The sequence below is a fragment of the Chelativorans alearensis genome, from assembly GCF_010993735.1.
In the GTDB taxonomy this organism is placed as follows: Bacteria; Pseudomonadota; Alphaproteobacteria; order Rhizobiales; family Rhizobiaceae; genus Chelativorans; species Chelativorans alearense.
This window is the reverse complement of the sequence record NZ_WQNI01000002.1, coordinates 257,797-284,712: the sequence shown is the minus strand read 5'-3', so window position 1 is coordinate 284,712 and position 26,916 is coordinate 257,797. Positions and strand designations below refer to the sequence as shown.

Genomic DNA, 26,916 nt, shown 5'->3' with positions numbered 1-26,916 from the left:
CTGCGATGATGGCCGGCTGCAATAGCCGATTCCCGCACCCGGCCCACCCGGTTAAGTTCGGATAGAATAACCCAAGTGGAGGCCAAAAGTTCCACCGGCACGAAACAGTGATTGTGAAGTGAACTGCCGTTCCCCCGAGAAGGGATACGCGGTTTCAAGCTTTATGCGACGAGCCCGGCGTCGAGATTCAGCCCTCTGCCTGCCAAAAGTAGCCGGAAAACAAAAGGCCCGACCGCAAGGCGGCCGGGCCCGGAACTAAAATCGGCTTGAGAGCGCCGCGCGCCCATCCGGACGCGCAAAGGACGCTCCCCGGAGAGAAGCTTACGCAGCCTCTTCCTTCTCCGTCTCCTCGTTGTCGGCCTTGGCGCCACGGCGCGGACCCTTGGCGAGGTTCACCTCGATCAGGCGGACGGCTTCGGTCTCCGAGACGCGGTTGACGGCAGCGATCTCGCGCGCCATGCGATCGAGCGCGGCCTCGTAGAGCTGACGCTCGGAATAGGACTGCTCCGGCTGGTTCTCGGCGCGGTAGAGGTCGCGCACCACCTCGGAGATGGAGATCAAGTCGCCCGAATTGATCTTGGCATCATACTCCTGCGCCCGGCGCGACCACATGGTGCGCTTGACGCGGGCACGGCCCTGCACGACCTTGAGCGCACGGTCCACGTAATCCGTCTCCGAAAGCTTGCGCATGCCGATGGAGGTTGCCTTGGCGACCGGCACCTTGAGGCGCATCTTGTCCTTCTGGAAATCGATCACGAACAGCTCCAGCTTGTGCCCGGCCACCTCCTGGTCCTCGATCGTTACGATCTGTCCGACCCCGTGCGCGGGGTAGACGATGTATTCACCCGTCTTGAACCCCTGCCGCTGTGCCGACTTCTTCTGCTGGTTTGCCATACGCTTAAACACTCCTGTTCTCGATGGGGCGGAGTACGCCCGCGCCCGCCCGTGCTGAAGGCCGGTTCGCAATTGAAAAGCGCTGGAGGAGATGGTTTCCGGGCGGCCCTGTTGCGGCTCACGCACGTCGCCATGGCCAAGTTGCCTTGGCCCGGATGTGAAACCCCACCTTTCAGTGATTATTTCGTCTGCGCCATCAAAAGACGTATTGTCACCGGCATGTCGAAAAAAAGTAACACAAAAAGCTGAAAGAATCAACTATTTGCTGCATATGCACAGTCGCAGCCGGTGGGCGATCCCCAGCCGGTCCTCTGCTTGCGACATGGTGACGCGGCGCTGATTGCGGCCGCGCGGCCCGTTTTCAATCGCCTTCACCGGGCTCGGGCGAGAAGTATTTCTCGAACTTGCCTTCGACGCCGTCGAACTCCTCGGCGTCTGCCGGCGGCTCTTTCTTGGCCGTGATGTTGGGCCATTTGTCGGCATACTCGGTATTGATCTGCAGCCACTTGTCGAGTCCCGGCTCGGTGTCGGGCTTGATCGCCTCGGCGGGGCACTCGGGCTCGCACACACCGCAGTCGATGCACTCGTCCGGGTGGATGACGAGCATGTTCTCGCCCTCGTAGAAGCAATCGACCGGGCACACCTCTATGCAATCCATATACTTGCACTTGATGCAGTTGTCGGTCACGACGTAGGTCATTTCGGGCTCTCGGGTCGTCTATGGCGTCGGCGCGTGAGGTAGACCCTTTATAGGGCCGTGGCAAGGGTAGCCATTCCCCAGCCGAAGGTCGCGGGGGAACAGCTTTTCCCGGTGCGTGGAAGGCGGCAGGCAAGGCACCAAGCGGCAACCGCTGTGCTCCATCACTCACCCCTCGCCCTTCCAATCATCAAGCTCCCGCCTTTCCTTCTTCGTCGGACGGCCGGCGCCGCGTTCACGCAGCGGCTGCAGCGCAGGGCTCGCCGCCGGCGGGGCGGGCGGCGTGAGGTCTTCGTAGAGAAGGCGGGCTTCGGCCGCAGGCCCGCGCCGCTCACCGGCATCGAGGATGCGGTAGACCAGGATGCGGCGGTCGAGCGTGATGGTCAACACGTCGCCCGGCCGCACCTGGTAGGAGGCCTGGTCGATCTTGTTGCGGTTGACGCGCACGCGGCCCGCCTGCGCAAGCCTTGCGGCGAGCGAGCGCGACTTGACCACACGCGCAAAGAACAGCCACTTGTCGATGCGCTGGCGTCCTTCGGCGGTCACGGGTGGCGCGGTCCCTACTTGGTGAGTTGGTCCCTGAGGGCCGCGAGCTTGGCGAAGGGCGAATCGGGATCGACCTTCGCCGGGCGGTCGCCGCGTGGCGGCCGGTTGCCGGGCGGGCCTTTTCGCTGGCCGTCCTTACCCTTGCGCGGCGCCTTGCGCTGGCCCTCGTCGGCGTGGCGCGGGTGGCTCTTGCCGCGCGCCTGACGGTCGCCGTCCTGCCTGTCGCGACCGCGCGGAGGGTGGCGCCGCTCGGTGCGCGCCTGCCGCCAGACGATGACGGGCTTCGGCGCTTCCTCGGCGTCCGCACCGGCGGATGCTTCGCCGGAACCGGCTTCTTCGGCAGCTTCGACCTCCACAGGCTGTGCAGGTCCCTCGTTGCTGGCGAGGCCTTCCGCCTCACCGGCCGACGCGACGGCCTGCTCCGGTTGCGCGGCCACGGCCTCGCTCTCGGGAGTGGAGCCATCCGACGAAGGCGTCTCCGTCGTCGGCTGCAATTCAGCGGCGAGGCTGCGAGCAGCGGTCTCGCCCTCGCCCTCCGCCGGTTCTTCCGCGGCAGTCTCTTTCCCGCTCTCGGCCGGCATTTCCTCCGCCCGCTTTTCCTCGGCAGGCGCCGCAGCCGCTTCCTTTGCCGCCGCCTCGGCCTCGGCGCTCCGATCCAGCGTTTCGAGCCTTGCCGTCACCTCTTCAGCCGGCTTTGCATCGCCGCGATAACCGAGCCCCTTGAGGATGGCTTCCATGTCCTCGGCAGTCGCGCCCAGAATCGACATCATGGCGGGAGTGACGACGAAGGCGCCGCTGTCATAGGCGCCGTCGGGCCGTTTGCCGGTGCCCGGTCTCCAGTTGACCGCCGGGCGGATGAGATCGGCCAGCCGCTCCAGGATGTCGACGCGCACGGCCCGGCGGCCGAGATTGCGGAAGCCGGCAAGGCGGTAGAAGGCGCGTTCGAAGCCGGGCTCGGTGACGATGGAGGTGCGGCCGGCGGCAAGCGCCCCCACCACGTCTCCGTAGCCGGGCTTGTCCCTTGCATCGTTCTTGAGCGCCCACAGAAGCGTCGAGAGCCCGGCCGGCCCCGGCTTGATGAGGGCGGGCACGAAGACGTGGTAGGCGCCGAAGCGCACGCCGAGCCTTCTCAGCGCCGCCCGCGCCTCCTGATCGAGCGAGCGCACCTCCTCGGCCACGTCGCGGCGGTTCAAAAGGCCGAAATTCTCTGCCAACTGGAACGCAAGCCCGCGTGCGATGCCGCTCAGCGTCTCGGCATTCTTCAGGTCGAGGAGAGGCTTGAGCTGGCTTTCGATCTGGAAATTGACGTAGCGCTCGGCGCGCGCCGCCACCTTGTCGCGCGCCGGCCCGGTGAGCTGCTCGTCGGCGAGCAGTATCACGCGCGGCCTCAAGGCGTCATCACCCGCTGCCAATGTGGCCACCGGCGCGCCGAGCCAGCGCAGGTTCCCGTCGGAGTCTAGCGCCAGGTCGCCGTTGGGTGCCGTGGCGAAGCGCTCGGCACGGGTCTCGAATTCTGCGGCGAGCGCCTTCTGTGCAGCCGTCTTGACAGCGCGGGCGTCCTCGCCCTCCGCGCTTTTGTCGGCGGTGAAGCGGAATCCCTGCATCTCGCCCACGTGGTGGCCTTCGACCAGGACATCGCCGGCGGGGCTGATTTCTGCTTCGGGCATTGCATTCTCTCTCAAGCGCTTCATGAGCACGGAAGTCCTGCGGTCAACGAAACGTTTCGTCAATCGTTCATGCAGGGCATCCGACAGCCTGTCCTCGATCTCGCGTGTTTTTTCCTGCCAGTGTGTCGGATCGGACAACCAGCCAGGACGGTGAGAAACGAAGGTCCAGGTGCGAATCTGGGCAATTCGCGCCGACAGCGCGTCGATTTCGCCCTCGGTAGACGAGGCACGGCGCACCTGGTCGGCCAGATAGTCCTCGTCCACATGGCCGCTGCGGGCCAGATCCGTGAAGATGGCGCCGACCAGCTCCGCATGCTGGGCAGGCGCGATCTTGCGGTAATCGGGCAATGCGCAGGCATCCCACAGAAGCGCCACCTCGTTGCGCCTGGCGGCAAGCGCACAGATGCTCTCATCCTTCGACAGGTGATCGAGCACGCGCAAATCCGCCGCCGGCAGCGCCCGCGTCAGGCCCTCGGCCGGCGGCGCGGCCTCGAGCGAGGCCTTCAGCGCGTCGATGCTGGAGAGATCGACGTCGGCCGAGCGCCACTGCAGCATCTTCACCGGCTCGAACTGGTGCGTCTCTATGCGCTCGACCAGGGCGTCCGCGAACGGGTCCACTCTGCCGGTGACGCCGAAGGTGCCGTCGCGCACGTGGCGGCCGGCGCGGCCGGCGATCTGCGCGAGTTCTGCCGCTGAGAGGTCGCGGTTCTGGAAACCGTCGAACTTGCGGTTCTGGGCGAAGGCCACATGGTCGACGTCGAGGTTGAGCCCCATGCCGATGGCGTCGGTGGCGACGAGGTAATCGACGTCGCCCGACTGGTAGAGCGCGACCTGGGCATTGCGCGTGCGCGGGGAAAGCGCGCCCAGCACGATGGCCGCACCGCCGCGCTGTCGGCGGATAAGCTCGCCGATGGCATAGACCTCGTCTGCCGAGAAGGCGACGACGGCGGAGCGGCGCGGCAGGCGCGTGATCTTCTTCGTGCCCGCGTAGGTGAGCACCGACATGCGTGGGCGTGTGACGACAGAGATGCCTCTTAGGAGCCTCTCCAGAATGCCGCGCATGGTGGCCGCGCCCAGAAGCAGGGTCTCCTGCCGGCCGCGCAGGTGGAGGATGCGGTCGGTGAAGATGTGGCCGCGCTCCAGATCGCCGGCAAGCTGCACCTCGTCGATGGCGACGAAAGCGGCGTCTGTCTGGCGCGGCATCGCCTCCACCGTGCACACGGAGTAGCGCGCGCCAGGCGGCACGATCTTCTCTTCGCCAGTGATCAGCGCCACGTTCCGCTCACCAACGCGGCCCGCCACGCGGCCGTAGACCTCGCGCGCCAACAGGCGCAGCGGCAGGCCGATGAGGCCGGACTCGTGCGCCACCATCCGCTCGATGGCCAGGTGCGTCTTGCCGGTGTTGGTGGGTCCCAGAACCGCCGTCACGCCGCGCCCGTCGAGGACGGCAGGTTCGCTGTACTTTGGCTGAATGTTCATCCGCAGCCTGATCTCGCATGCGTGGTGCGGAAGCGCAAAGCCCCCGCTACCGCCGCAGACATATAGGAAGTGACCGGGGGAACGAAAGGCAAAAAACGCTCCCGGTTAATCTTTGGAACGAGTCTGGAACGAATCGGCGACGAATCACCGACCTGTCGATGTTCTCTGTTTGTACACCACAATATATGGCACTCCAGGCGTCGCTCACAGCCACATCGTGAATCGCTGTTCCAGCGCTCCGCACGATTCCGCTGCCGCGCGTTAACTTTTGTCCTCCCGTTCGATGCCGGTGCGGTGCCACTGTAGCGAAGCTTCAGATTTCATTAATGTTTCCAAAGCCTTCGTTAACGGCTTCGTGCCCCCGGAACGGCGCGCCGTTAACGTTCCGGCCAAACCCGGAACGAAACGGCGACGAATCAGCGATCGGAGAATATTCCCCTTTCGTTCCACACAAGATGTTGTGTCTTCAACAGCTTGTCGACCGACGCTCCACAGGATTCCCACAGGCGGGCCCGTGGGGCTGTTAACAGTTTCGTCTCGTTATGGGGCACATGCGCCTTTTCAGGCGATGTACTGCCCGCCATTGGCCGTCAGCGTCGAGCCGGTGATGAAGCCGGCCTCGTCGGAAGCGAGGAAGACCACGCAGCGGGCGATCTCCGCCGCCTCGCCCAGCCGGCCAACAGGGATCTGGGCGACAATCTTCTCGCGCACCGCCTCCGGCACGGCCATCACCATGTCCGTGGCGATGTAGCCGGGGCAGATAGCGTTGACGGTGATGCCGGCGCGCGCGCCCTCCTGCGCCAGCGCTTTGGTGAAGCCGAGATCGCCGGCCTTGGCGGCCGAATAGTTCGCCTGGCCCATCTGGCCCTTCTGGCCGTTGATGGAGGAGATGGTGATGACACGGCCGAACTGGCGTTCGCGCATACCGGACCACAGGGGGTGCGTCATGTTGAAGACGCCGGAGAGATTGGTATCGATGACCTCGCGCCATTGCTCGGGCGTCATCTTGTGGAACATGGCGTCGCGGGTGATGCCGGCATTGTTGACCAGCACGTCGACGGGGCCCAGCTCCGCCTCCACCTGGGCGATGCCGGCCGCGCAAGCCCCGTAATCGGCCACCGACCACCGAAAAGCGGGAATGCCCGTCTCCTCGGTAAAACGCTTTGCCGCCTCTTCGTTGCCGGCATAATTTGCAGCGACGTTGTAGCCCGCCTCTTTCAGTCCCACCGAAATGGCCGCACCGATGCCGCGGGTGCCGCCAGTCACGAGTGCCGTTCTGGACATGTGTCTCCTCCCTTAGTCACGAATGAGATAGGAAGTAGGGGTTGCCCTACTCCCTATTCACTCTCCTTTACCGCTCCACGCACATCGCCACGCCCATGCCTCCTCCGATGCACAGCGTGGCAAGGCCCTTCTTCGCGCCACGGCGGCGCATCTCGTGGAGAAGCGTGTTGAGCACGCGGGCGCCGGAGGCGCCGATGGGGTGGCCGATGGCGATGGCGCCGCCGTTGACGTTCACGATCTCCGGATTCCAGCCCATGTCCTTGTTGACCGCGCAGGCCTGCGCGGCGAATGCCTCGTTGGTCTCCACCAGATCGAGATCCTCGACGCGCCAGCCGGCCTTCTCCAGCGCCCGGCGGGAAGCGGGGATAGGGCCGGTGCCCATCACCGCCGGGTCGACGCCGGCGGTCGCCCAGGAAGCGATGCGTGCCAGGGGCTCGATGCCGCGGCGGACGGCCTCCTCCTCGCTCATCAGGACGGCGCCGGCCGCGCCGTCATTGATGCCGGATGCGTTGGCGGCGGTCACGGTGCCTTCCTTGTCGAAGGCGGGGCGCAGCTTCTGCATGTTCTCGAGCGTGGCGCCGTGACGGATATACTCGTCGTCCTCGACGACGATGTCGCCCTTGCGGGTCTTGATGGTGACGGCCGCGATCTCGTCCTTGAAGCGGCCCGCCTTCTGGGCGGCCTCGGCCTTGTTCTGCGAGGCAAGCGCGAAGGCGTCCTGCTCTTCACGGGTGATCTGGAAAGCGCGGGCGACGTTCTCGGCGGTGATCCCCATATGGTAGCCGTTGAAGGCGTCCCACAGGCCGTCGCGTATCATGGTGTCGATCATGGCGTAGTCGCCCATCTTCACGCCGCCGCGCAGGTGCGCGCAGTGCGGCGACAGCGACATGGACTCCTGGCCGCCGGCGACGATGACGCTCGCGTCGCCACAGGCGATCTGCTGCATGCCGATGGCGACCGCGCGGAGGCCGGAGCCGCACACCTGGTTGATGCCCCAGGCCGTCGTCTCCCTGGGCAGGCCGGCGGCGATTGCGGCCTGGCGTGCCGGGTTCTGGCCCTGGCCGGCCGTCAGCACCTGGCCGAGGATGACCTCGTCGACCTCCCCTCCCTCAACCTTCGCACGCTCAAGGAGGGAGCGGATGACCACGGCGCCGAGCTCGTGCGCGGGCGTTTGGGCGAAGGACCCGCTGAACGCGCCCACGGGCGTGCGCGCCGCACTGGCGACGACGATGGTGTTGGAAGACGGCATGGCTCACTCCCTACTTGGCGATGATCACTGCATAACTCTTTTGTTGCGTTCATTCCGCAGCGCGTCAAGCGCACGCTGCCTTCACGACCGGTGAAAATGCGGCGCGCGCGAAATTGCGTTCGCGCTTGCAGCGAAAACCGCTTTCAATTGCCGCACTCTTTCGCATATCCTGCTTCCAAGCGGAGCCGTGAGGATCCGCTGTGAAGTCGCGCAGGGGGAGGTCTGCGAATGCCTGGAAAAGATGATCCGGTGGTTATCAAGAAATATGCCAACCGCCGTCTCTACAACACCGGCACCAGCACTTACGTGACGTTGGAGGACTTGGCCGAGATGGTCAAGCGCGACGAGGATTTCGTGGTGCAGGATGCCAAGACGGGCGATGACATCACGCATTCTGTCCTGACCCAGATCATCTTTGAACTGGAGAACGACAAGAACGGGCAGAACATGCTGCCCATCTCGTTCCTGCGCCAGCTCATCTCGTTTTACGGCGATCAGATGCAGATGGTGGTGCCGAGCTTCCTGGAGCAGTCCATGCTGGCCTTCGCCAAGGAGCAAGAGCGCCTGCGCGAACAGATGACGCAGGCCTTCGGCAAGACGCCGATGGGCGACATGATGCAGATGAACGCGCCCATGAAGGTGATCGAGGAGCAGGCGCGGCGCAACATCGAGATGTTCCAGCAGGCCATGCGCATGTTCTCGCCGACGCCACCCGGCGGCTCCAACGGCCAGCGCGAGGAGGCCGGCGAGGCGGGCGATCTGAAGGAGCTGCGCGAGCAGGTAGCGGCCATGCAGCGCAAGATCGACTCGATGTCGAAGGATTGACCCCGAAGGGGGTCGAAAGATTAACCCGCGTTAACCCGCCGCCAAAAAAGGGAAAGGCCGGCACTAGGCCGGCCCTTCCACATGTTGCCTGAGATCCGAAAAGCTTATGCTTCTTTCGGTTCCAGTACCTGACGGCCACGATACATGCCCGTCTTCAGGTCTATGTGATGCGGGCGGCGCAGCTCGCCCGAATCCTTGTCCTCGACATAGGTTGGCTTCTTGAGCGCATCGGCCGCGCGGCGCATGCCACGCTTCGACGGCGACGTCTTTCTTTTAGGTACAGCCATTGTGCTCTCCGCTATTCAGTCAACCGCTCTTGTGGCCCCGCTCGTCCAGGGGCCTTGCAATGCGGCCGGGCAATTTGGAATTCGCGCCGCCTATACACGGCAATCGGCCCTTTGGCCAGTGGGGCGCGGCGATTTTTTGCGCCGGCGCCGAGCAGAACGGCTCAACCCTCGCTCTCGGCGCGTATGTCGTAGCGGTCGACCAGCGCCGGATGGATGAGCTTCGCGTGCAGCATGAGAAGGACGATTTCGGCATCCCGGCCCTCCCCCGCCTCCAGAGCCGTCTCCATGCGCCGCGTCACCGCGGCGAGACGCACCTCGCCGTTTTCGTGGGCGAAGAGTTCGCCGCCGAGCGCACAGAAGGCCATCAGCTCGCCCACGGAAGGATAGGCCGCGGGAGGCGGCTCCGGCGTCTCTTCGCTCGTCATCAAGCCGACGGCTGCAAGTTTCACGCCCTCGGGTACCTGGGCAGGGTGGAGGCCCGCATCCCGCAGCGCCTCGTCCAGCCGGCGCATGTCCTCCGAGCGCCCGAAAATGCCGAAGAAGCCGATGGAGGAGCCGCGTTTTACCATACCGTACCTCCGCCGCGCTCAGTCGAGACAGCCGACATAGGCGCCGGCCCTTGCAGCGCGCCTTTCGATGATGGAGGCCAGCCGGCCCAACCCCGCCGACGGTCTTGCCGGGTTGCGCCCGACGGGATTGGGCAGAGTGACCGCCAGAAGCGCCGCCTGCCGCGCCGAAAGGTCCCTGGCGGGGCGGCCGAAATGGTATTGGGAAGCTGCCTCCACACCGTAGATGTTCGGCCCCCATTCAGCGATGTTGAGATAGATCTCCATGATGCGCCACTTCGGCACTACCGCATCGAAGTAGAGCGCCAGCGGCGCCTCCATGACCTTGCGCACGTAGGAGCGGCCGGACCAGAGGAAAAGGTTCTTCACCGTCTGCATGGGGATCGTCGAGGCCCCGCGCGGGCGCTCGCCGGAAAGCGCATCGCTGACGACCGTATTGAGCGCCCCCCAATCGACACCGGAATGGGCGCAGAACTGCCCGTCCTCCGACATCATGACGGCGTACGCGGCGGCGGTACCCATATCATCGAGCGATACCCAGCGGCGGTCATAGCCCTGCAGCGTCGCCAAGTCGGCCAGCATCAGGGTCGACACCGGGTGCACCCACGAAACACGGTAAAGGAGCGTGAGGCCGAACGGCAGCAGCGCGAGGATGACGAGAACGGCGATGAGTCGGCGCAACCACGTCCTGCCCCACCGGCGCTCGCGCGACCGCTTCCGCCGGCGCCCGCCAGCCGGCCGTCTTTCCCCTTTCACCATCGGCGCCGGCAAGTTCTTCTCCCAATCGGCTTCCCGCCTTCGAATACCGGCCGCGGATGAGGCTGGCAACGGGGAATGGGCGCCTCGCCCTTGACCACGGCGACGAATAGCGCCATCGCTCCCGCCATGGAAGACGCGTCACCCCCCTTCGAAGCCCTGCTTGCGCTCAACGCAGAAGCCGTGGAGGCCTTGCTGCGCCGCCTGCTCGACGCGCGCCCGCGCGAAGGAGAGATCGTGCGGCCGGCGCGCCTGATGGCGGCCATGCGGCACGGCGTGCTGAACGGCGGAAAAAGGCTGAGACCCTTCCTGCTTGTCGAAAGCGCCCGCCTCTTCGACGCCGGGGGCGAGGCGGCGCTGCGGGTGGCCGCCGCGCTCGAGTGCGTGCACTGCTATTCGCTCGTCCACGACGACCTGCCGGCCATGGACGACGACGATCTGCGCCGCGGCCAGCCGACGGTGCATCGCGCCTTCGACGAGGCGACGGCGATCCTCGCCGGCGACAGCCTGTTGACCTACGCCTTCGACATCATCGCCGGCGAAGAGACGGAACTGCCCGCCGCGACCAAGCTCGACCTCGTGGCGCGGCTGGCGCAGGCGGCGGGCGCCGGCGGCATGGCTGGAGGCCAGGCGCTCGACCTCGCCGCCGAGCACGAGCCGCCCGGCGAGGAAGGCATCGTCGAACTGCAGGCGATGAAGACCGGCGCCCTCATCCGCTTCGCCTGCGAGGCGGGTGCGGTGATCGGCGGCGCGAACGAGATCGACCGCGAGCGGCTTTCCGCCTTTGGTGCGGCCGTCGGCCTCGCCTTCCAGCTTGCCGACGACCTTCTCGACCTGACGGCGAGCCCGGAAGCCATGGGCAAGGCCACGGGCAAGGACGCGGCGGCCGGCAAGGCGACGCTGGCCGGCCTCAACGGCGAGGACTGGGCGCGCCGGCAGCTTTCGGGCCTCGTCGCGCAAGCCGAGGAGCTGCTGCAACCCTTTGGCGAAAAGGCGGCCGTGCTGTGCCAAGCAGCGCGCTTCGTCGCCGAGCGAGAGCGGTGAGGCGCACCTCCTACGCGCTCACCAACTCTTCCTCCCGCTGCCGCCATTGCGCGATCTTGGCCGAGAGCTTCTGCGGCGAGATCGGCTTCGACAGATAGTCGTCCATGCCCGCCTCCAGGCACTTCTCGCGATCGCCGGTCAGCGCATGCGCGGTGATGCCGATGATCGGCGTGCGATGCTTCAGGCCGTTCTCCGCCTCGCGGATCGCCGCCGTCGCCTCGAGGCCGTTCATCTCCGGCATGGAGACGTCCATCAAGACGATGCGCGGCTTGAGGGCGCGGTGCATCTTTACGGCTGTCTTGCCGTTGCTGGCAATCCGGTAGTTGAGGCCGAGTTGATCGAGCACCTGGCTGAAGACGAGCTGGTTCACCTCGTTGTCCTCGGCGACCAGCACGTCGAGCGGCGCCGGGGAAGGCCGTTGCGGCCGCGCTGCCGGCTCGACGGGGCTGACAAGGCGCGGCCGGGGAAGCGGGTGCGGCGGCGGCGTGCCCGGCTCGCTTGTCTGGGCGGCCTGCATGGCCGCAATGATGGTCTCCAGAAGTGCCGACGAGCGGGCGGGCTTGTTCAGTTGCGCGGCGATATGGCCTTCGGCCACCAGCCGGCCGGTTTCGGCCTGGTCGACGGAGGTCAGAAGCACGATCGGAATGGCCGCGCTCGCCGGGTCCGCCTTGAGCCGGCGAGCCACATCGGCGCCGTTCATCTCCGGCATCTGATAGTCGAGGATGATGCAGTCCACGCCGGCGCCCAGCTCGGCCGAGCGGCGCAGGAAGGCAAGGCCCAGTTCGCCGCTTTCGACGGCCGCGCAGTCGAAGCCCCAGCTCCTCATCTGCTCGATAAGGATGTCGCGGTTGATGGGATTGTCGTCGATGGCCAGCACCCGGGCGCCCGAAACGTCGATGGGGACGGGGCGCGGCTTGACGTCGGCAAGATCGATGTCGAGCGTCAGGGTGAACCAGAAGACGGAGCCCTTTCCCGGTTTGCTGTCCACGCCCATGGTGCCGCCCATCAGGTCGATGAGGCGCGAGGCGATCGCCAGGCCGAGGCCGGTGCCCTCGTGCCGGCGGGTGGAGGAGGAATCGACCTGGGCGAACTTTTCGAACACCGTCTGGAGCTTGTCTTCGGGTATGCCGGGGCCGGTGTCCTCCACGCGAACCGTGATCTCCGCCTTCCCGCCGTTCACCGTGCCCGAGACGTCCACCAGAACGTGGCCGCGCTCGGTGAACTTCACGGCGTTGCCGACGAGGTTCGTGGCGATCTGGCGAAAGCGGCCAATGTCGCCGACGAAGGAGAGCGGAAGCTCCGGGTCGATGCGCACGATCAGCTCCAGGTCCTTCTCAGCAACACGCGGGGAGACCAGCGTCGCCACGTCCTCGATCGCCTCGCCGAGACGGAAGGGCGCCGGCTCCAGCGTCAATTGCCCGGCGTCGATCTTGGAGAAGTCGAGGATGTCGTTGATGATGGTCAGAAGCGCCGCGCCCGACTTGACGATGACATCCACGAACATGGACTGGCGCTGGTCGAGCTCGGTCCGTGCCAGCAACTCCGCCATGCCCATGACGCCGTTCATCGGCGTTCTGATCTCGTGGCTCATATTGGCCAGGAACTCGGACTTCGTCCTGTCGGCCGATTGCGCCCGCATCTTTTCGGCCGCCAGCGACACGTTGGCATCGTGCAACTCCTGATGGGCGTCGTGGATGCGCCGGATCATGGGAAGGAAGACGCGCACGCCGACCAGCAGCGTCGCCAGGACCATCGAGAAGGCGGCGAGCACGAGGGTGAACTCAAGCGCGCCGTAGGTCGAGACCGTCTCCTCGTGCAGCGCCTTGGAGACGGCACTGATGTGCGGCCTTACCTTCTGGTTTGCCAGCACCTGCAGCTCGGCGAAGACCCGGCGTGCGGCGGGGACGGAATAGTCGCGAAAAATGTCCAGCCGGTTGGCCAGCGTCATCACGCTGTCGAGCTCTTGCTTCAGTGAAGCCCGGTCCGGCCCGCCATCCCAGACCCTGCGTACCGCTTCGGGAACCGCCGTCCCGTCAACGCTGTCGATAAGCGGGTCCGCCAGCTCCTCTCCTGCGAGGCCGGTGCCGTCGTCCATGGTGATGCGGCGGCTTTCCAGCATGGCGATGTCACCGCTGGCTGCCATCTCCATAGCGGTGTAGCCCTTTTCCAGACGTGCCAGCGCCGCACTCAGGTCCGTCCGTGCCGTCTCCAGAAGCTCTGCTTCGCCGACATCTCCTGCCGGCTGGGGGCCGTATTGATGGTCGCCTGCCGGATGGGCAGCCTCACTGTGCGCGCTTGCATGCTCCAGCCGCAGGGCGTTGTAGAGCACGTCCCCCGTGGCATCGGCCATATAGTTCAGCAGGGCGCCAAAGCGAACCTGGTCCTTGGCCCTCTCCATCTGCCAGAGCACCACACCGGTACCCAGGATGACGGCCAGAACGAACCCGACCAACACGGCGACCATTCGCCCGCGCATGTAGCGACGCGTTACCACAGTTGACATCGACGGTGCCCCAATCCGCTTTCCCCGTTCCCCTAAAGATCGAGCATACCGCTTAAGCGGCGATTAACGATGGTGAAGATGGCGGCCGGGTGCGCGGGAAAACGGTGTTCTCGTCCACGCGTCTTGACCCGCCGGCGCTTCGCCCTCAAGTCTAGTTGAGGTTTATTTAAAAGGAGCCGCTGAATGGGGCATGATGCGCGAATCCCGCGTCGCGAACTTGGCGTCGGCGAAGTGGCGCGGCGCAGCGGCGTCGCTGTCTCGGCGTTGCACTTCTACGAAGCCAAGGGGCTGATCACCAGCCACCGCACCGGCGGCAACCAACGCCGATACGGCCGCGATGTCCTGCGGCGGGTCGCGGTGATAAAGGTGGCGCAGCGGCTGGGCGTGCCGCTCGCCACCATCGGCGACGCGCTGAAGACGCTCCCCGAGGCACGCACGCCGACCGCCGCCGACTGGCGCAAGCTTTCGGAACATTGGCGCGCTGATCTCGACGCCCGCATCCAGAAGCTCACGCGGCTGCGCGACAGTCTCGACGAGTGCATCGGCTGCGGCTGCCTCTCCGTCGACACCTGCCCGCTGCGCAACCCGCACGACGAACTCGGCGAAGCCGGCCCCGGCCCGCGTCTGCTCGATCCCGGATGAGGCTTGGCCGGCCCAGCCGCCTATTCCGCCGCTTCCACCGCGCTTCCACGCCCGAAGCGGCGCTCGATGTAGTCGGCCACCATCTTCTCGAAATCGGCGGCGATGGTCGCCCCGCGCAGCGTGGCGGCTTTCTTTCCGTCGATGAAGACGGGGGCGGCGGGTGTCTCGCCGGTGCCCGGCAGCGAAATGCCGATATCGGCGTGCTTGGATTCGCCCGGTCCGTTGACGATGCAGCCCATGACGGCGACCTGGAGCGCTTCGACGCCCGGGTATTTTTCCCGCCAAACCGGCATGTTCTTGCGGATGTCCGCCTCGATCTTCTGCGCCAGCTCCTGGAACACGGTGGAGGTGGTGCGCCCGCAGCCGGGACACGCCGCCACCACCGGCACGAACTGCCGGAAGCCCATGGTCTGCAGAAGCTCCTGCGCCACCCGCACCTCGCGCGTGCGGTCGCCGCCAGGTTCCGGCGTCAGCGAAATGCGGATCGTGTCGCCGATACCCTGCTGAAGCAGGATGCCCATGGCCGCCGACGAGGCGACGATGCCCTTGGTGTCCATGCCGGCCTCGGTGAGGCCGAGATGAAGCGCATGGTCGGAGCGCCGCGCCAGCTCCGTATAGACAGCGATCAAATCCTGCACCTGGCTCACCTTGGCCGACAGGATGATGCGGTGTCTCGGCAGGCCGATCTCCTCAGCCAGCTCTGCTGAAAGGAGCGCGGACTGCACGATGGCCTCGCGCGTCACCTCCTGGGCGGTGAGCGGCGAGCCCTTGGCCTGATTCTCGTCCATCAGGCGCGTCAGAAGCTCCTGGTCGAGCGAGCCCCAGTTGACGCCGATTCTGACCGGCTTGTCGTGCCGGATCGCCGTCTCGACGATCGCTGCGAACTGGCGGTCCTTCTTTTCCCGGAAACCGACATTGCCGGGGTTGATGCGGTATTTCGCCAGCGCCTCGGCGCAGGCGGGATGATCGGCCAGAAGCTTGTGGCCGATATAGTGGAAATCGCCGACCAGCGGCACGTTATGGCCGAGCCGCTCCAGCCGCTCGCGGATCCTCGGCACGGCGCCGGCCGCCTCGTCGCGGTCCACCGTGATGCGTACGATCTGCGAGCCGGCGCGATGAAGCGCGGCGACCTGCGCCACCGTGGCATCCACATCCGCCGTGTCGGTGTTGGTCATGGATTGCACGACCACGGGGGCATCGCCGCCGACCATGACGCCGCCGACATCGACCCCGACGGAAGCCCGGCGGGGAAAGGGGGAAGAGAAGTACCCGGAAATGGTTTCGGCGGTCATCGACCTGCCCCGTTTTCAACCTGTTGTCCGTGAGGTGGCGAAACCGCGCGCGAATGTCAATGGTGCCGATGGTCGCCAGTTAAAGCGTGACAGGTTGGGATTGGCCTGCATCCCGCCCTCGTGGTGAGCCTGTCGAACCACGAGGGTGAAGGCACTCACCGCCATCCCGCCCTTATCCCAGCTACCTCCCCAACCGCAGGAAATCCGTCTTCATCTCCGCTTCGCACGCTTCCATGTAGCGCCAGGCGCTCAGCATATGCTTGTACATGATGGAACGCACGCTTTCGCCGTCTCCGGCCTTCAGCGCCGCGATCAGCCGTGTCTGGTAGGAAAGCCCGGTCTCGCGCAGCGCCGGGTTGGGGCGGTCGTAGATGCGGCGGCAGACGGTGAGGTTGCGTAATAGATTCTGCAGGAAGCCACACATGAAGCCGAGCACCGGGTTGGGACACAGCTCCGCCAGCACGGCGTGGAAGTCGAGTTCGGCCATGCGCTGCTGATATTCCTCGCCCACCGTCTCCGCCGGATGGTCGTAGACACGCATGGTCTCTTCCAGCCGCTGGTAGTCCTCCTCGGCCAAGCGGCCGACGAGACTAGCCGCAAGCTCCGGCTCCAATTGGCAGCGCACCGTGTAGATGTCGGCAATGGAGGGTTGGCGGAAGAAGAAGTAGTTGGCAAGAAGCTCCATCGCCCGCGTGTCTTCGAGCGCGGCGACGAAGATGCCGCCGCCCGGCCCCGTGCGGGTGGTCACCAGCCCTTGCGCCTCCAGCGAGCGCAGCGCCTCGCGCATGGTGCCCTTGGAGGCGCGGAAGCGCTCGATCAGCGCCTTTTCCTGGGGCAGCCGATCGCCGGGCTTGAGGTTCTGCGTGACGATCCAATCCTTGATCTCGTCGGAGATGACGGCCGGCCGCTTCGGCCCGCGCGGCGGTCGCGCCCTGCCCTTTTCAGCCATGCCCGTCATCCTGCTGTCTCCAGCGCCGTGTCCTTCAACGGGTGGAAGCAAGCGGCCCGGCGCCCTTTTTCCCTGGCTTCGAGCGGCGGACGGGTTTCGCGGCAGGTTGCATCGGCGCGCGGGCAGCGGGGCGCGAAGGCGCAACCGGGCGGGGGGTTGTAGGGATCGGGGAGCTCGGCGAGGCCTTCTTCGCCCCTCAGCCCCTTCTTGCCCGGCACCGGGGCGGAGTTGAACAGGAGCTTCGTATAGGGGTGTCGCGGCCGGGCGAAGAGTTCCCTTGCTGTGGCCTCTTCCACGATGCGCCCGAAATACATCACCGCCACCCGGTCGGAGACACTCTCCACCACCGACAGATCATGGCTTATGAAGACATAGGTCAGGCCGAAGCGCGACTTGAGACTATCGAGCAGGTTCAATACCTGCGCCTGCACCGAGACGTCCAGCGCCGAGACAGGCTCGTCGAGCACCAGGATTTCCGGCTCCGCCGCGAGCGCGCGGGCGATGCCGATGCGCTGCGCCTGGCCGCCGGAGAACTCGTGCGGGTAGCGGTCGAGGAACTCGGCCCTGAGGCTCACCGCGTCCATCAGCTCGGCAAGGCGCTCACGGCGCCTTTCGGACACTATGCCGAGCAGATGCTTCATCGGCGCTTCGAGGATGCGGCGGATGGTCTTGCGCGGGTTGAGCGAAGAGACCGGGTCCTGGAAGACGTACTGGATGCTGCGGGCAAGCCCGCGCGGTGAGCTCTTGGCGAGCGCCGTCACATCCTCGCCTTTCAGGCGGATGGTCCCTTCGGTCGGCGCGTCGAGGCCGACGAGCATGCGCGCCAGCGTGGACTTGCCGCAACCCGATTCGCCGACAATGCCCAGCGTCTCGCCTTCATTCAGGGATAGATCAACCCCCTGCACGGCGTGCACCTGCGGCTTCTTCTTGCCGAGAAGCGTGCGCCCGCCGCCGAATATGCGTGTCAGGCCTTCCACCGCCAGAACCGTCTCGCTCATTGCGCAGCCTCCGACTGTTCCGGTTTCAGCGGCTTGATGCAGCGCACGGCGCGCTCCGGCGCGAGGCTCTCCAGCGCGATCTCGCCCTCCCGGCAAGCCGCCTCGGCATAGGGGCAGCGCTCGGCGAAGGCGCAGCCTTCGGGCAGGCGGTTGACCGCCGGCGGCAGACCGGAGATCGCGTCGAGCCGCCGTTCCGGCTCGCCCAGCACCGGAACGCAGTCGATCAACTTGCGCGTATAGGGATGGGCGGGTGCGTTGAGCACCTCATCCGTCGGCCCGGTCTCGACGATGCGGCCCGCATACATCACCGCCACGCGGTCGCAGATTTCCGAGACCACGCCGAAATCGTGGGTGATGAAGAGGAGGGCGGCACCCTTGTCGTCCTGCAGCGCGTCCATGAGCTTCAGGATCTGCGCCTGCACCGTGACGTCGAGCGCGGTCGTTGGCTCGTCGGCGATCAGGATCTCCGCGTCGTTGGCGAGCGCCATGGCGATCGACACGCGCTGACGCATGCCGCCGGACAGTTCGTGCGGATAGGACCCCGCGCGCTCGGCGGCGTTGGGGATACGCACCATCTTAAGAAGCGCCACCGCCCGCTTCCACGCCTCGCGATAGGAGAGCGGCTGGTGGGCACGGATAGCCTCCGTCACCTGGTCGCCCACGGTGAAGAGCGGATGCAGCGTCGACAGCGGGTCCTGGAAGACATAGGCGAAGGCACCACCGCGCAGTTTGCGCAAGTCGGCTTCGGAAGCCTCCAGGAGGTCGCGGCCCTGGTAGAGGACGCGGCCGCCGGCAATGCGCCCGGGCGGCGTCGGCACGAGGCCGAGGAGCGACATGGCGGTGACGGACTTGCCGGAGCCCGATTCGCCCACCAGACCGAGACACTCGCGTTCCCTGAGCTGGAAGCTCACCCCGCCGACGGCCTTGTAGACATCGCCGCCGACGCGGAACTCAGTCCTGAGGTCGCGCACGTCGAGCGCTGCTTTCGCGGGCGCATCCGGCATCGCCGGCACGCCCTCGCGCTTCACCGCCGTCGCCGCGGCGGGACGGCTGAGCGCGCCGGACTTGAGCCGCGGGTCGAGCACGTCGCGGATGCCGTCGCCGACGAGATTGATGCTCATGACGAGGGCGAAGATCATCAGGCCCGGCACGATGGAAACGTGCGGCGCGGTGAACAGAAGCTTGCGCCCCTCACCCAGCATGGAGCCGAGATCGGCCTGTGGCGGCTGTGCGCCGAGGCCGAGGAAGGAGAGCCCCGCCGTCTCCAGGATCATCCAGCCGACGGTGGTCGACATGGTGATGACGATGACGGGCAGCACATTCGGCAGCACTTCGGAGAGGAGGATGCGCAGATGCCCCTTGCCCGAAAGCCTTGCCGCGTCGACGAACTCGCGATGGGCGAGTGACAGCGTGACGCCGCGGATGTTGCGGGCGAAGAAGGGGATGTTGACGACGGCGATGGCATAGAGCGCGTTCATCAGGCCCGGGCCGAGCACGGCGACGATGGCCAGCGCGAGCAGGATGTAGGGGAAGGCCATCAGCATGTCGATGCCGCGCATCATGAAATTGTCCGTGCGCCCGCCCGCATAGCCGGCGACGAGGCCGATGGCCGAGCCGACGACCGCCGCCACCAGCGTCGCCGACAGGCCGACGGCGATGGAGACGCGCGCGCCCCACATGAGACGGGAAAGAAGGTCGCGGCCCAACTGATCCGTGCCCAGGAGGTGGCCTTCCGTGAGCGGACGAAGAAGGCGGTTGGCCGGATTTGTGATGTCGGGCGGTTGCAAGGGCAGAAACGGCGTGAGGAGGGCGGCGAGCGCGATCACCACCAGGAGGCCGAGGCCGAAGGCGGCCAGGCGGTTCGCCACCAGGAGCGCGAAAAAGCTCGGCCGCCCGCTCTTCCTCATCGGCTCGACGGGTTTTGCGGTGTCAGTGGCCGTGCTCATGTCTTCAGCCTCGGATCAAGCATGTGCTGAACCATGTCGGCGAGGAGGTTGAACAGCACGTAGCTGGCGGCCACCACCAATACACCGCCCTGCACCAGAAGCAGATCGCGGGTGGAGATCGCCTGTACCAGCATGCGGCCGATGCCCGGCCACTGGAACACGGTCTCGATATAGACCGCCCCGCCGAGCACGAAGCCGGCCTGGATGCCGATAACCGGAATAACGCCGACGAGCGCCGCCTTGAAGGCGTGGCGATAGATCACCCTGCGCTCCGACAGGCCCTTGGCGCGGGCGGTGCGGATATAATCCTGGCGCAGGACTTCGAGCATGGCCGCGCGCGTGAGCCTGGCGATCACCCCCGTCGCCACCACGGCCAGCGTGATCGCCGGCAGCGCCAGATGCAACAACAGGTCGAGCGGCCCGCCGCCGCCATAGATCGCATACATGCCGGACGGCGGCAGCCAACGCAGGTTGACGGCGAAGACGAGGATCAGGATGAGCCCCAGCCAGAAGGAAGGCATCGAGATGCCGACGAGGACGAAGAAGGTGACGATGCGGTCCGTCCAGCTGAACTGGCGCACGGCCGAGACGATGCCGGCGACAAGGCCGAAGACGGTGCACAGGACAAGGGAAGCGCCGGCGAGGATGAGCGTTGCGTTGAAACGCTCCAGCACCTCATCGATGACCGGCCGGTTGAGCGAATAGGAGCGGCCGAAATCGCCCTGCAGGAGGTTGCCGAGCCAGATGAAATATTGCTCCGGCAGGCTGCGGTCGAGGCCGAGCTGCCGGTTGATCCGCTCGACATTTTCCGGCGTCGCGTAGGCGCCCAGGATGGCCGTCGCCGGGTCGCCAGGGATCATCGCCATGATAAGAAAGACGATGACCGTCAGGCCGAACAGCACCGGCACGGCCATTAGAAGGCGCTTGAGGAAATAGGCGAGCATCAGACGTGCCCCCAAGGGGCAACGGGAAAAGTGACGCCAAGCTTGGCTTTCCTCAGCCTCCGCCCCTTCGCGCCCCCCTCTGGCCTGCCGGCCATCTCCCCCACAAGGGGGGAGATTATGCCGTCGTCAGACTTGGCGCCTGTATTTATTAAGAGGGCGCCAACATCACCGCCCCTGATCTCCCCCCTTGTGGGGGAGATGGCCGGCAGGCCAGAGGGGGGCGCGAAGGGGCTGGTCACGGGCAGCATCAAACTCTCGCAAAACTACTGTTTCGCCACATCCCTCAGGATAAGGAAGAAGGACGGCTGCAGCTTGAAGTTCTGCACTTCGGCCTTTGCGACAGCATTCTGCTTCCAATTGGCGATGAAGGCCCAGGGCGCGTCCTCGTGGACAATCTCCTGCATCTGCTGGTAGAGCGCGGCGCGCTCTTCCGGCTCGGTGGCCTGGCGCGCCTGCTGGAGGATGGTGTCGACTTCCGGATTGGAGTAGTAGCCGGAGTTGAAGCCGCCCTTGTCCGGAAAAGCATCCGTGCGCAGCGTCAGATAGGGCAGCGTGTCCGGATCGTTGGTCATCCACGCCATCTCGGCCATGTCCGCCTTGCCTTCGAGGCCCGGGTTCACCTCGCCGAGGAACGTGTTCCACTCGTAGGTCTCGATCTTCACATTCATGCCGACGGCGGCGAGGTCGGCCTGGATGGCCGTGCCCATGGCGACGGGATCGAGCATGCCCGAGCCGCCTTCCGTGACGTAGAAGACCACCTCCTCGCCGTCATAGCCGGCCTCTTCAAGAAGCTGCTTCGCCTTCTCCGGATCGTAAGGATAGGGCTCCAGGGCCTCGTTGTAGGCCCAGGCGAAGGCCGGCGGCGTCGGGCCGGCGGCGATCTCGGCCGTACCCTGCAGCACGTTCTCCACCAGGGCCTGCTTGTTGATGGCGTGGTTCACCGCCTGTCGCGCGGCCTTTTCCTTGAACGGCTCCTCTTTCATGTTGAGGATAAGGAACCAGACATGCGGTCCCGCCTGCTCAGAGACGGCGAAGGCCGGATCGTCGGCGAACTGCGCCACATTGTCCGGCGGCACCTCGACCATCAGGTCGAGGCCGCCCGAAAGCATCTCGGCGACGCGCGTGTTGGCATCGGTGATGGGACGGAAGACGATGGCTTCAAGCGGCGGCGCGCCGTCCCAGTAGTCCGCGTTGCGCTCTACCACCACGCGCGAGTTGCTTTCCCATTCAGCAAATTTGAAAGGCCCTGTGCCGGAGGGATTGCGGCCGAAATCCTTGCCATGCTCCTCCACCGCCGCCGGCGAGACGATCAGCCCCATCGGGTAGGCGAGGTTGGAGAGGAACGGCGCATAGGGCTCGTTGAGCGTGAAGACGACCGTGTGCTCGTCTTCCGCCGTCACTTCCTCGACCGCCGAGAAGAAGAAGGCGAGCGGGAACGGGCCGGTGTCGTGATAGGGATGGTCTTCCTTCAGGAAGCGCCCGAAATTGAACTTCACCGCTTCCGCGTTGAAGGGCGAGCCGTCATGGAAGGTCACGCCCTCGCGCAGCTTGAACGTATAGGTCAGGCCATCTTCGGAAATTTCCCAGCTTGTCGCCAACGCCGGCTCCACCTCCAGCGTGCCATCGCTATAGCGCACGAGGCCGTCATAGACGTTCATCAGGATGCGGAAGTCGTTGACAGCTGTCACCGCGTGCGGATCGAGCGACTTCGGCTCGGCGATCTGGCCGACTATCAGCACGTTGGGGGGCGTCTGCGCCTCGGCCGGCTGGAGACCGCCCGCGGCGAAGCCCGCCATGGCCAGCCCTGCGAGCGCGCCTTTGAGCACGCGCGAAAACCCTGTCATGACAACCTCCACATTTCTCTTGGAACATTATTATCGATTGAGATCGTAATTTATCATGATAAATACGCAAGGCCTGAATCCACCTCTCCTTGCCCAAATTTTAGCCATGGCTAGGCATCGATCATGACCAGCGAGACCGCCCGCCCACCGCGCATCGACCCCCAGCGCCTGCGCCGCGACCTTGAAGCCCTTGGCGGTATCGGTCGCAACCCGGCGACGGGCGGCATCGACCGGGTCAGCTTTTCCGATGCGGACATGGAGGGACGGCGTTTCGTTGCGAAGCTGATGGAGGGGGCCGGGCTCGCCGTTTCCATGGACGGCGCGGGCAATCTTTCGGGCCGTTGGGAAGTGGGCGACGGGCCCGCGGTCATGCTCGGCTCGCATCTCGACAGCGTGCCCGACGGCGGCATGCTCGACGGTGCGCTGGGTGTCATTGCCGCGCTCGAATGCGTGCGCGCCATGAAAGAGGCCGGCCTGACGCCGACACGGCCCGTGGAGGTGATCGCCACGGCCGAGGAGGAAGGCCGCTTCGGCGGCATGTTCGGCGCCCAGGCGCTTGCCGGGCAGGTGACGCGCGAATGGCTGGAGACGGCGCATGACGACGGCGGCACGCGGCTCTTCGACGCCATGCGCAGGCAGGGGCTGGAGCCCTATGAAGCGCTGAAGGCGAAACGGCCGGAAGGCTCCATCGCCGCCTTCCTGGAACTGCACGTGGAGCAAGGCCCGATGCTGGAGGCAGCGGGGAAGCCGGCTGGCATCGTCACCGGCATTTCCGGCGTCTTCAACTGGACGGTCCGCCTTGCCGGCGAGGCGAACCATTCCGGCACCACTCCCATGGACATGCGCCGCGACGCGTTCATGGGACTGGCCGACTTCGCCCACGGCATCCCCGAGCTGATCGCCGAGCGCGGCAGCGAGACGAGCCGCGTGACCATCGGCAAGGTGGCGGTGGAGCCCAACTTCCCGCACACGGTGCCCGGCCATGCGGAGTTCTCGCTGGTCGCCCGCGACATGGACGAGACGGTGATGCGGGCCTTGGCGGAAGGTGCGAAGGCGCGCATTGAGGCCGCGGCGAAGAAGCACGGTCTTTCCTTCTCGATCGAGGAGACAAGCTGGCTCGCCCCCTCCCCCTGCCACCCAGAGATCGTCGCCGCATGCCAGCGCGCCGCCAAACGCCTCGGCCTCGACGCCCCCCTGATGCCGAGTGGCGCCGGCCACGACGCGCAGACGATGGCGGGGATCACGCGCGCAGGCCTGATCTTCGTGCCGTCCGTCGGTGGCATCAGCCATGCGCCGGAGGAGAGAACGGACTGGGCCGATATAGAGGCGGGGACGAATTTGCTGCTCCATGCGGCAATGGAGATCGCGGGGGTGCAGGAGTGAGTGGTGAGTAGAGGTGGTTCGGCAACCTCGCCAGCTAAGGAAGTCCCGCCATTCACTATACACCGTCACCATCCCTTGCCCTGCCCCGGTGAAGCGCCGCGACCGCTTGGCAAGTGACGATGCATTGCAATATGGTCCCGACCGTCAGGCAAGGAGGCATCTCACGTGAGCAAGGCAAGAACCGCCATCGTCACCGGCTCGACCTCGGGCATCGGGCTGGGCATCGCACGCGCGCTGGCCGCCGATGGTTGCAACGTGGTCGTCAACTCCTTCACCGACGCGGAGGAAGATCACGCGCTGGCCGACGGCATCGCCCGTGAGTACGGTGTGACGGCGGCTTATATCCAGGCCGACATGTCCAAGGGGGAAGAGTGCCGCCGGCTTGTTGAGGTGACCGTAGAGCGCTTCGGCACGGTCGATATCCTCATCAACAATGCCGGCATCCAGCATGTGGAGGCCGTGGAGACGTTTCCGACGGAAAAGTGGGACGCGATCATCGCCATCAACCTGTCCTCCGCCTTCCACACCATCGCCGCCGCCGTGCCGCACATGAAGCGTCAGGGCAAGGGGCGCATCGTCAACATCTCGTCTGCCCACGGCCTGCGCGCCTCGCCTTTCAAATCGGCCTATATCGCCGCCAAGCACGGCGTGGTCGGGCTGACGAAGACGGTGGCGCTGGAGGTGGCCGACGATCATGTGACCTGCAACGCCATCTGCCCGGGCTATGTGCTCACGCCGCTGGTGGAGGCGCAGATCCCCGACCAGATGGCTGCGCATAACATGGACCGCGAAACGGTGGTGCGCGAGGTGATGCTGGCGCGGCAGCCGATCCGCGAGTTCGCCACCGTCGAGCAGATCGGCGCCGCCGCCGTCTTCCTGTGCTCCGACAACGCCGCGCTGATCACCGGCACCACGCTTTCGGTCGACGGCGGCTGGACCGCGCGGTAGCACACCTACACCAGTTCATCGTTTCACGGAATCGATGTACTGGTGCAACTCGTTGTCTTGTAGCAATTCCGGACGGAAAACCGGTTCCCACTTTTCCTGGAATTGCTCTAGAAGCTATTCTCCTTCAGCGCCAAATCGATCAGCGTGACGAACCGACGCGCCGACTCCTCGGCGTGCGTGCCGCACAGGCCGCGGGCCTTCAGCCCCTCCAGCACATCGAACAGCATCTCCGCGAGCGATTGCGCGGACAGCCCACGCTCCTCCAGCCGCACTCCGCGCCGTTGCGCCTCTTCCCCGATTGCCCTGGCGAAGCAGTCGACCATACCTTGCCGCCAGCCGGCGACCATGTCCGAGGCGATGTTGTGGTTCACGTCGATGAGCTCGTCGCCGTGCGGCGAATGCTCGATCATGCGGAACAGCTGGAAAAGCGCCCGATCGAGCGCCGCCATCAGGCGTGCGTCGAGCGGCCCCTCCTCGAACAGCACCGCGGAGGCACCCTCGCGCGAACGCGCGAGCATCGTCTCGCCGACGGCGCGGAAGATGTCCGCTTTGTTGCGGAAAAGAAGGTAGAGCGCCGGCCGCGAAATCTCCACGGCGCGCGCAATATCGTCCATCGTCGTGCGCGAGAAGCCGTAGGCGAGGAAAACCTGCATTGCAGCTTCAAGGATACGCGCCCGTCTCGGATCATCCGCCCCGCTGTTTTCTATTGTTCTTGGAGTGCTCACTACCATCGTGCAATTGGTTGTTGACAAAATTACGCAATTTGTCAATGTGTCGCTGCTCGAAATGCCCCCTTTGTGCTAGCGCGGGGCATTCTCGGGAAAGCACGACCGCAACCATGGTGACAGCCTGTTGTCAGGAGTGGTGGACCGTGCGGCTTTTTTGCAACGCAAGACCGCTGTAAGGGGATAAGTCGTATCCTGCGGTAAGATTGAACCGTCCACCCGCCGACCCCATATGGGATCAAATTTTGTTGCGTTCGGCAGGGGTCCAGCAGACTGGAAATCGTCATGCCAAAGATAAAGTTCCACAAGGTTGCGGCTGTCGTCGTTCTCGTCGCAACCGCTGCCTGGATTGCGACAGGAAAATTTTCCTCCGTTGGTAGTGCGAGCCAGGAAGCCGAGGCCGCCAGAACCGCCGAAGCCGAGACGGAACGTCCGACCGTTCTCAAGACGGTCCAAGTGGCGGTGCCGCCGCGGCTCGAGCATGCGCGTACCATCCGCATCTCCGGGCAGACAGAGGCGGACAAGCAGTCGGTCCTGGCCGCGCGCGCGGCCGGTATTGTCGAGGAGCTTCCCTTCTCCGAGGGTGCCGTCGTCAAGGAGGGCGACCTTGTGCTGCGGCTCGAAACGGAGGGCAAGAGAGCAGCCGTGGAATCCGCGCGCCAGACGCTGGTCCAGCGTGAAGCAGAGGCCGCTGCCGCCGAGCGGTTGGCCCAGAGCGGCAACATCGCCACCCTGCGGCTCGACGAAGCCCGTTCCGCCCTTGCCAACGCCCGCTCGGCACTGGAAACGGCCGAGGCCGATCTCGACCGCGTGACCGTGCGCGCGCCCTTCTCGGGTGTCATCGACCAGGTGCATACGGAGGAGGGCAGTTCTCTGATGCAAGGCGCCGAGGCAGTCACGCTGCTGAAGCTCGACCCCATCCTCGCCGTCGGTGAGGTCAGCGAGCGCAATCTCGGCAACATCCAGACCGGCGACGAAGCGGAGGTGCGCCTTGTCAACGGCGAGACGCTGCGCGGCACAATACGGCATATGCGCCGTGCCGCCTCGCCTCAGACCCGCACCTATCGCATCGAGGTGGCGATCGACAATCCGGACGGCCGCATTCCCGCCGGCATGACGGCGGAGATCAACATCCTGGCGCAGAGGGTGGAGACCGTGGCCTTGCCGCGCTCGGTCGTCACACTGAACGCAAACGGTGAACTGGGCGTGCGCGCGGTGGATCCTGCTGGGAAGGTGGATTTCTATCCCATCGACATCGTCGACGACACACCACAGGCCCTCTACCTGGCCGGCATACCTTCGGATGCCCGCATCATCGTCGCCGGTCAGGACCTGGTGACGGACGGAGAGACCGTGAACGCCGAAGAGGTCGATGAAAGCACGCTTCGTAGCCTTGCCGGCAACCCTGCCATGCAGAAAGCGATGCAGCAGTAGCGCGCGCGACGGGG

At 65.7% G+C, this 26,916-nt stretch carries 24 protein-coding genes; 7 read left to right on the top strand and 17 right to left on the bottom strand.

Going from position 1 to position 26,916, the window contains the following annotated elements:
* Positions 1-321: 321 nt before the first annotated feature.
* Complete coding sequence (locus tag GPJ75_RS04165) at positions 322-894, bottom strand: CarD family transcriptional regulator (RefSeq protein WP_159586239.1); 573 nt, start codon at positions 892-894, stop codon at positions 322-324.
* A gap of 51 nt (positions 895-945) precedes the next feature.
* Here GPJ75_RS04165 and GPJ75_RS27140 point away from each other — a divergent pair, with 51 nt between their 5' ends.
* Positions 946-1,143, top strand: a complete 198-nt coding sequence (locus tag GPJ75_RS27140; RefSeq protein WP_205602461.1) for a hypothetical protein — start codon at positions 946-948, stop codon at positions 1,141-1,143.
* A 112-nt stretch (positions 1,144-1,255) separates the two neighbouring features.
* Here the strand turns inward: GPJ75_RS27140 and fdxA are convergent, their stop codons facing one another.
* From fdxA to GPJ75_RS04140, 5 genes are all read right to left on the bottom strand, one after another.
* Positions 1,256-1,594, bottom strand: coding sequence for a ferredoxin FdxA (gene fdxA, locus GPJ75_RS04160; RefSeq protein ID WP_159586240.1), 339 nt, complete (start codon positions 1,592-1,594; stop codon positions 1,256-1,258).
* Between the two features lie 165 nt (positions 1,595-1,759).
* Complete coding sequence (locus tag GPJ75_RS04155; RefSeq protein ID WP_163265405.1) at positions 1,760-2,137, bottom strand: RNA-binding S4 domain-containing protein; 378 nt, start codon at positions 2,135-2,137, stop codon at positions 1,760-1,762.
* A gap of 14 nt (positions 2,138-2,151) precedes the next feature.
* Positions 2,152-5,283, bottom strand: coding sequence for a helicase-related protein (locus tag GPJ75_RS04150; protein WP_163265403.1), 3,132 nt, complete (start codon positions 5,281-5,283; stop codon positions 2,152-2,154).
* A 561-nt stretch (positions 5,284-5,844) separates the two neighbouring features.
* Entirely contained in the window at positions 5,845-6,567 is a 723-nt protein-coding gene (phbB, locus tag GPJ75_RS04145) for an acetoacetyl-CoA reductase (protein WP_163265401.1), read from the bottom strand.
* Between the two features lie 67 nt (positions 6,568-6,634).
* A complete protein-coding gene (locus tag GPJ75_RS04140; protein ID WP_163265399.1) occupies positions 6,635-7,816 on the bottom strand; it encodes an acetyl-CoA C-acetyltransferase in 1,182 nt (393 codons plus the stop codon).
* A 228-nt stretch (positions 7,817-8,044) separates the two neighbouring features.
* Here GPJ75_RS04140 and phaR point away from each other — a divergent pair, with 228 nt between their 5' ends.
* Positions 8,045-8,641, top strand: coding sequence for a polyhydroxyalkanoate synthesis repressor PhaR (gene phaR, locus GPJ75_RS04135; RefSeq protein WP_163265397.1), 597 nt, complete (start codon positions 8,045-8,047; stop codon positions 8,639-8,641).
* A gap of 104 nt (positions 8,642-8,745) precedes the next feature.
* Here phaR and rpmF read toward each other — a convergent pair whose 3' ends face one another.
* From rpmF to mtgA, 3 genes are all read right to left on the bottom strand, one after another.
* Positions 8,746-8,928: a 50S ribosomal protein L32 gene (rpmF, locus tag GPJ75_RS04130; protein WP_159586246.1), complete on the bottom strand. Its 183-nt coding sequence runs from the start codon at positions 8,926-8,928 to the stop codon at positions 8,746-8,748.
* Positions 8,929-9,089: 161 nt separating this feature from the next.
* The gene (locus tag GPJ75_RS04125) at positions 9,090-9,497 is read right to left on the bottom strand and encodes a hypothetical protein (RefSeq protein ID WP_163265395.1); all 408 of its coding nucleotides are present in this window, start codon (positions 9,495-9,497) and stop codon (positions 9,090-9,092) included.
* An 18-nt stretch (positions 9,498-9,515) separates the two neighbouring features.
* Positions 9,516-10,253 carry a monofunctional biosynthetic peptidoglycan transglycosylase gene (gene mtgA / locus GPJ75_RS04120; RefSeq protein WP_163265864.1) on the bottom strand — a complete coding sequence of 246 codons (738 nt, stop codon included), beginning with the start codon at positions 10,251-10,253 and terminating at the stop codon, positions 9,516-9,518.
* A 126-nt stretch (positions 10,254-10,379) separates the two neighbouring features.
* Between mtgA and GPJ75_RS04115 the strand changes: the two genes are divergently transcribed.
* Positions 10,380-11,294 (top strand): polyprenyl synthetase family protein, encoded by a 915-nt coding sequence (locus GPJ75_RS04115; RefSeq protein WP_163265862.1) that lies wholly within the window; start codon positions 10,380-10,382, stop codon positions 11,292-11,294.
* Between the two features lie 10 nt (positions 11,295-11,304).
* On the opposite strand, the gene GPJ75_RS04110 is transcribed toward GPJ75_RS04115, so the two are convergent.
* Positions 11,305-13,797: a hybrid sensor histidine kinase/response regulator gene (locus GPJ75_RS04110; RefSeq protein ID WP_246248900.1), complete on the bottom strand. Its 2,493-nt coding sequence runs from the start codon at positions 13,795-13,797 to the stop codon at positions 11,305-11,307.
* 183 nt (positions 13,798-13,980) lie between these two features.
* Between GPJ75_RS04110 and soxR the strand changes: the two genes are divergently transcribed.
* On the top strand, positions 13,981-14,439 hold the full coding sequence (gene soxR, locus GPJ75_RS04105; RefSeq protein ID WP_163265393.1) for a redox-sensitive transcriptional activator SoxR: 459 nt from the start codon (positions 13,981-13,983) through the stop codon (positions 14,437-14,439).
* Between the two features lie 20 nt (positions 14,440-14,459).
* Here soxR and ispG read toward each other — a convergent pair whose 3' ends face one another.
* The 6 genes from ispG to GPJ75_RS04070 all read right to left on the bottom strand — a co-directional run bounded on the left by ispG (position 14,460) and on the right by GPJ75_RS04070 (position 22,364).
* Positions 14,460-15,716, bottom strand: coding sequence for a flavodoxin-dependent (E)-4-hydroxy-3-methylbut-2-enyl-diphosphate synthase (gene ispG / locus GPJ75_RS04100; RefSeq protein ID WP_163265857.1), 1,257 nt, complete (start codon positions 15,714-15,716; stop codon positions 14,460-14,462).
* Positions 15,717-15,912: 196 nt separating this feature from the next.
* Entirely contained in the window at positions 15,913-16,689 is a 777-nt protein-coding gene (locus tag GPJ75_RS04095) for a FadR/GntR family transcriptional regulator (RefSeq protein WP_163265391.1), read from the bottom strand.
* Entirely contained in the window at positions 16,686-17,678 is a 993-nt protein-coding gene (locus tag GPJ75_RS04090) for an ABC transporter ATP-binding protein (protein ID WP_163265389.1), read from the bottom strand. The genes GPJ75_RS04095 and GPJ75_RS04090 overlap by 4 nt, the downstream gene beginning before the upstream one ends.
* Complete coding sequence (locus GPJ75_RS04085) at positions 17,675-19,624, bottom strand: dipeptide/oligopeptide/nickel ABC transporter permease/ATP-binding protein (RefSeq protein WP_205602460.1); 1,950 nt, start codon at positions 19,622-19,624, stop codon at positions 17,675-17,677. The genes GPJ75_RS04090 and GPJ75_RS04085 overlap by 4 nt, the downstream gene beginning before the upstream one ends.
* On the bottom strand, positions 19,621-20,568 hold the full coding sequence (locus tag GPJ75_RS04080) for an ABC transporter permease (protein WP_163265387.1): 948 nt from the start codon (positions 20,566-20,568) through the stop codon (positions 19,621-19,623). The genes GPJ75_RS04085 and GPJ75_RS04080 overlap by 4 nt, the downstream gene beginning before the upstream one ends.
* A 263-nt stretch (positions 20,569-20,831) precedes the next feature.
* Positions 20,832-22,364 (bottom strand): ABC transporter substrate-binding protein, encoded by a 1,533-nt coding sequence (locus GPJ75_RS04070; protein WP_246248915.1) that lies wholly within the window; start codon positions 22,362-22,364, stop codon positions 20,832-20,834.
* A gap of 171 nt (positions 22,365-22,535) precedes the next feature.
* Here GPJ75_RS04070 and GPJ75_RS04065 point away from each other — a divergent pair, with 171 nt between their 5' ends.
* Together GPJ75_RS04065 and GPJ75_RS04060 are read left to right on the top strand one after the other, a co-directional pair.
* Positions 22,536-23,795: a Zn-dependent hydrolase gene (locus tag GPJ75_RS04065; protein WP_163265383.1), complete on the top strand. Its 1,260-nt coding sequence runs from the start codon at positions 22,536-22,538 to the stop codon at positions 23,793-23,795.
* A 165-nt stretch (positions 23,796-23,960) separates the two neighbouring features.
* Entirely contained in the window at positions 23,961-24,743 is a 783-nt protein-coding gene (locus GPJ75_RS04060) for a 3-hydroxybutyrate dehydrogenase (RefSeq protein ID WP_163265381.1), read from the top strand.
* A 107-nt stretch (positions 24,744-24,850) separates the two neighbouring features.
* Here GPJ75_RS04060 and GPJ75_RS04055 read toward each other — a convergent pair whose 3' ends face one another.
* On the bottom strand, positions 24,851-25,474 hold the full coding sequence (locus GPJ75_RS04055; RefSeq protein ID WP_163265379.1) for a TetR/AcrR family transcriptional regulator: 624 nt from the start codon (positions 25,472-25,474) through the stop codon (positions 24,851-24,853).
* A 279-nt stretch (positions 25,475-25,753) separates the two neighbouring features.
* Here GPJ75_RS04055 and GPJ75_RS04050 point away from each other — a divergent pair, with 279 nt between their 5' ends.
* Entirely contained in the window at positions 25,754-26,902 is a 1,149-nt protein-coding gene (locus tag GPJ75_RS04050) for an efflux RND transporter periplasmic adaptor subunit (protein WP_163265377.1), read from the top strand.
* Positions 26,903-26,916: the final 14 nt, after the last annotated feature.

Excerpts from the sequence above, each read along its gene's own strand:
- GPJ75_RS04165 (WP_159586239.1), bottom strand. The coding sequence starts at position 894 with ATGGCAAACCAGCAGAAGAAGTCGGCACAGCGGCAGGGGTTCAAGACG.
- GPJ75_RS04150 (WP_163265403.1), bottom strand. The coding sequence starts at position 5,283 with ATGAACATTCAGCCAAAGTACAGCGAACCTGCCGTCCTCGACGGGCGC.
- soxR (WP_163265393.1), top strand. The coding sequence starts at position 13,981 with ATGGGGCATGATGCGCGAATCCCGCGTCGCGAACTTGGCGTCGGCGAA.
- GPJ75_RS04050 (WP_163265377.1), top strand. The coding sequence starts at position 25,754 with ATGCCAAAGATAAAGTTCCACAAGGTTGCGGCTGTCGTCGTTCTCGTC.
- rpmF (WP_159586246.1), bottom strand. The coding sequence starts at position 8,928 with ATGGCTGTACCTAAAAGAAAGACGTCGCCGTCGAAGCGTGGCATGCGC.
- mtgA (WP_163265864.1), bottom strand. The coding sequence starts at position 10,253 with ATGGTGAAAGGGGAAAGACGGCCGGCTGGCGGGCGCCGGCGGAAGCGG.
- GPJ75_RS04065 (WP_163265383.1), top strand. The coding sequence starts at position 22,536 with ATGACCAGCGAGACCGCCCGCCCACCGCGCATCGACCCCCAGCGCCTG.
- GPJ75_RS04080 (WP_163265387.1), bottom strand. The coding sequence starts at position 20,568 with ATGCTCGCCTATTTCCTCAAGCGCCTTCTAATGGCCGTGCCGGTGCTG.
- GPJ75_RS04090 (WP_163265389.1), bottom strand. The coding sequence starts at position 17,678 with ATGAGCGAGACGGTTCTGGCGGTGGAAGGCCTGACACGCATATTCGGC.
- phaR (WP_163265397.1), top strand. The coding sequence starts at position 8,045 with ATGCCTGGAAAAGATGATCCGGTGGTTATCAAGAAATATGCCAACCGC.
- GPJ75_RS04070 (WP_246248915.1), bottom strand. The coding sequence starts at position 22,364 with ATGGCGGGCTTCGCCGCGGGCGGTCTCCAGCCGGCCGAGGCGCAGACG.
- GPJ75_RS04140 (WP_163265399.1), bottom strand. The coding sequence starts at position 7,816 with ATGCCGTCTTCCAACACCATCGTCGTCGCCAGTGCGGCGCGCACGCCC.
- GPJ75_RS04110 (WP_246248900.1), bottom strand. The coding sequence starts at position 13,797 with ATGTCAACTGTGGTAACGCGTCGCTACATGCGCGGGCGAATGGTCGCC.
- GPJ75_RS04055 (WP_163265379.1), bottom strand. The coding sequence starts at position 25,474 with ATGGTAGTGAGCACTCCAAGAACAATAGAAAACAGCGGGGCGGATGAT.
- GPJ75_RS04085 (WP_205602460.1), bottom strand. The coding sequence starts at position 19,624 with ATGAGCACGGCCACTGACACCGCAAAACCCGTCGAGCCGATGAGGAAG.
- phbB (WP_163265401.1), bottom strand. The coding sequence starts at position 6,567 with ATGTCCAGAACGGCACTCGTGACTGGCGGCACCCGCGGCATCGGTGCG.
- fdxA (WP_159586240.1), bottom strand. The coding sequence starts at position 1,594 with ATGACCTACGTCGTGACCGACAACTGCATCAAGTGCAAGTATATGGAT.
- GPJ75_RS04115 (WP_163265862.1), top strand. The coding sequence starts at position 10,380 with ATGGAAGACGCGTCACCCCCCTTCGAAGCCCTGCTTGCGCTCAACGCA.
- GPJ75_RS04125 (WP_163265395.1), bottom strand. The coding sequence starts at position 9,497 with ATGGTAAAACGCGGCTCCTCCATCGGCTTCTTCGGCATTTTCGGGCGC.
- GPJ75_RS04095 (WP_163265391.1), bottom strand. The coding sequence starts at position 16,689 with ATGACGGGCATGGCTGAAAAGGGCAGGGCGCGACCGCCGCGCGGGCCG.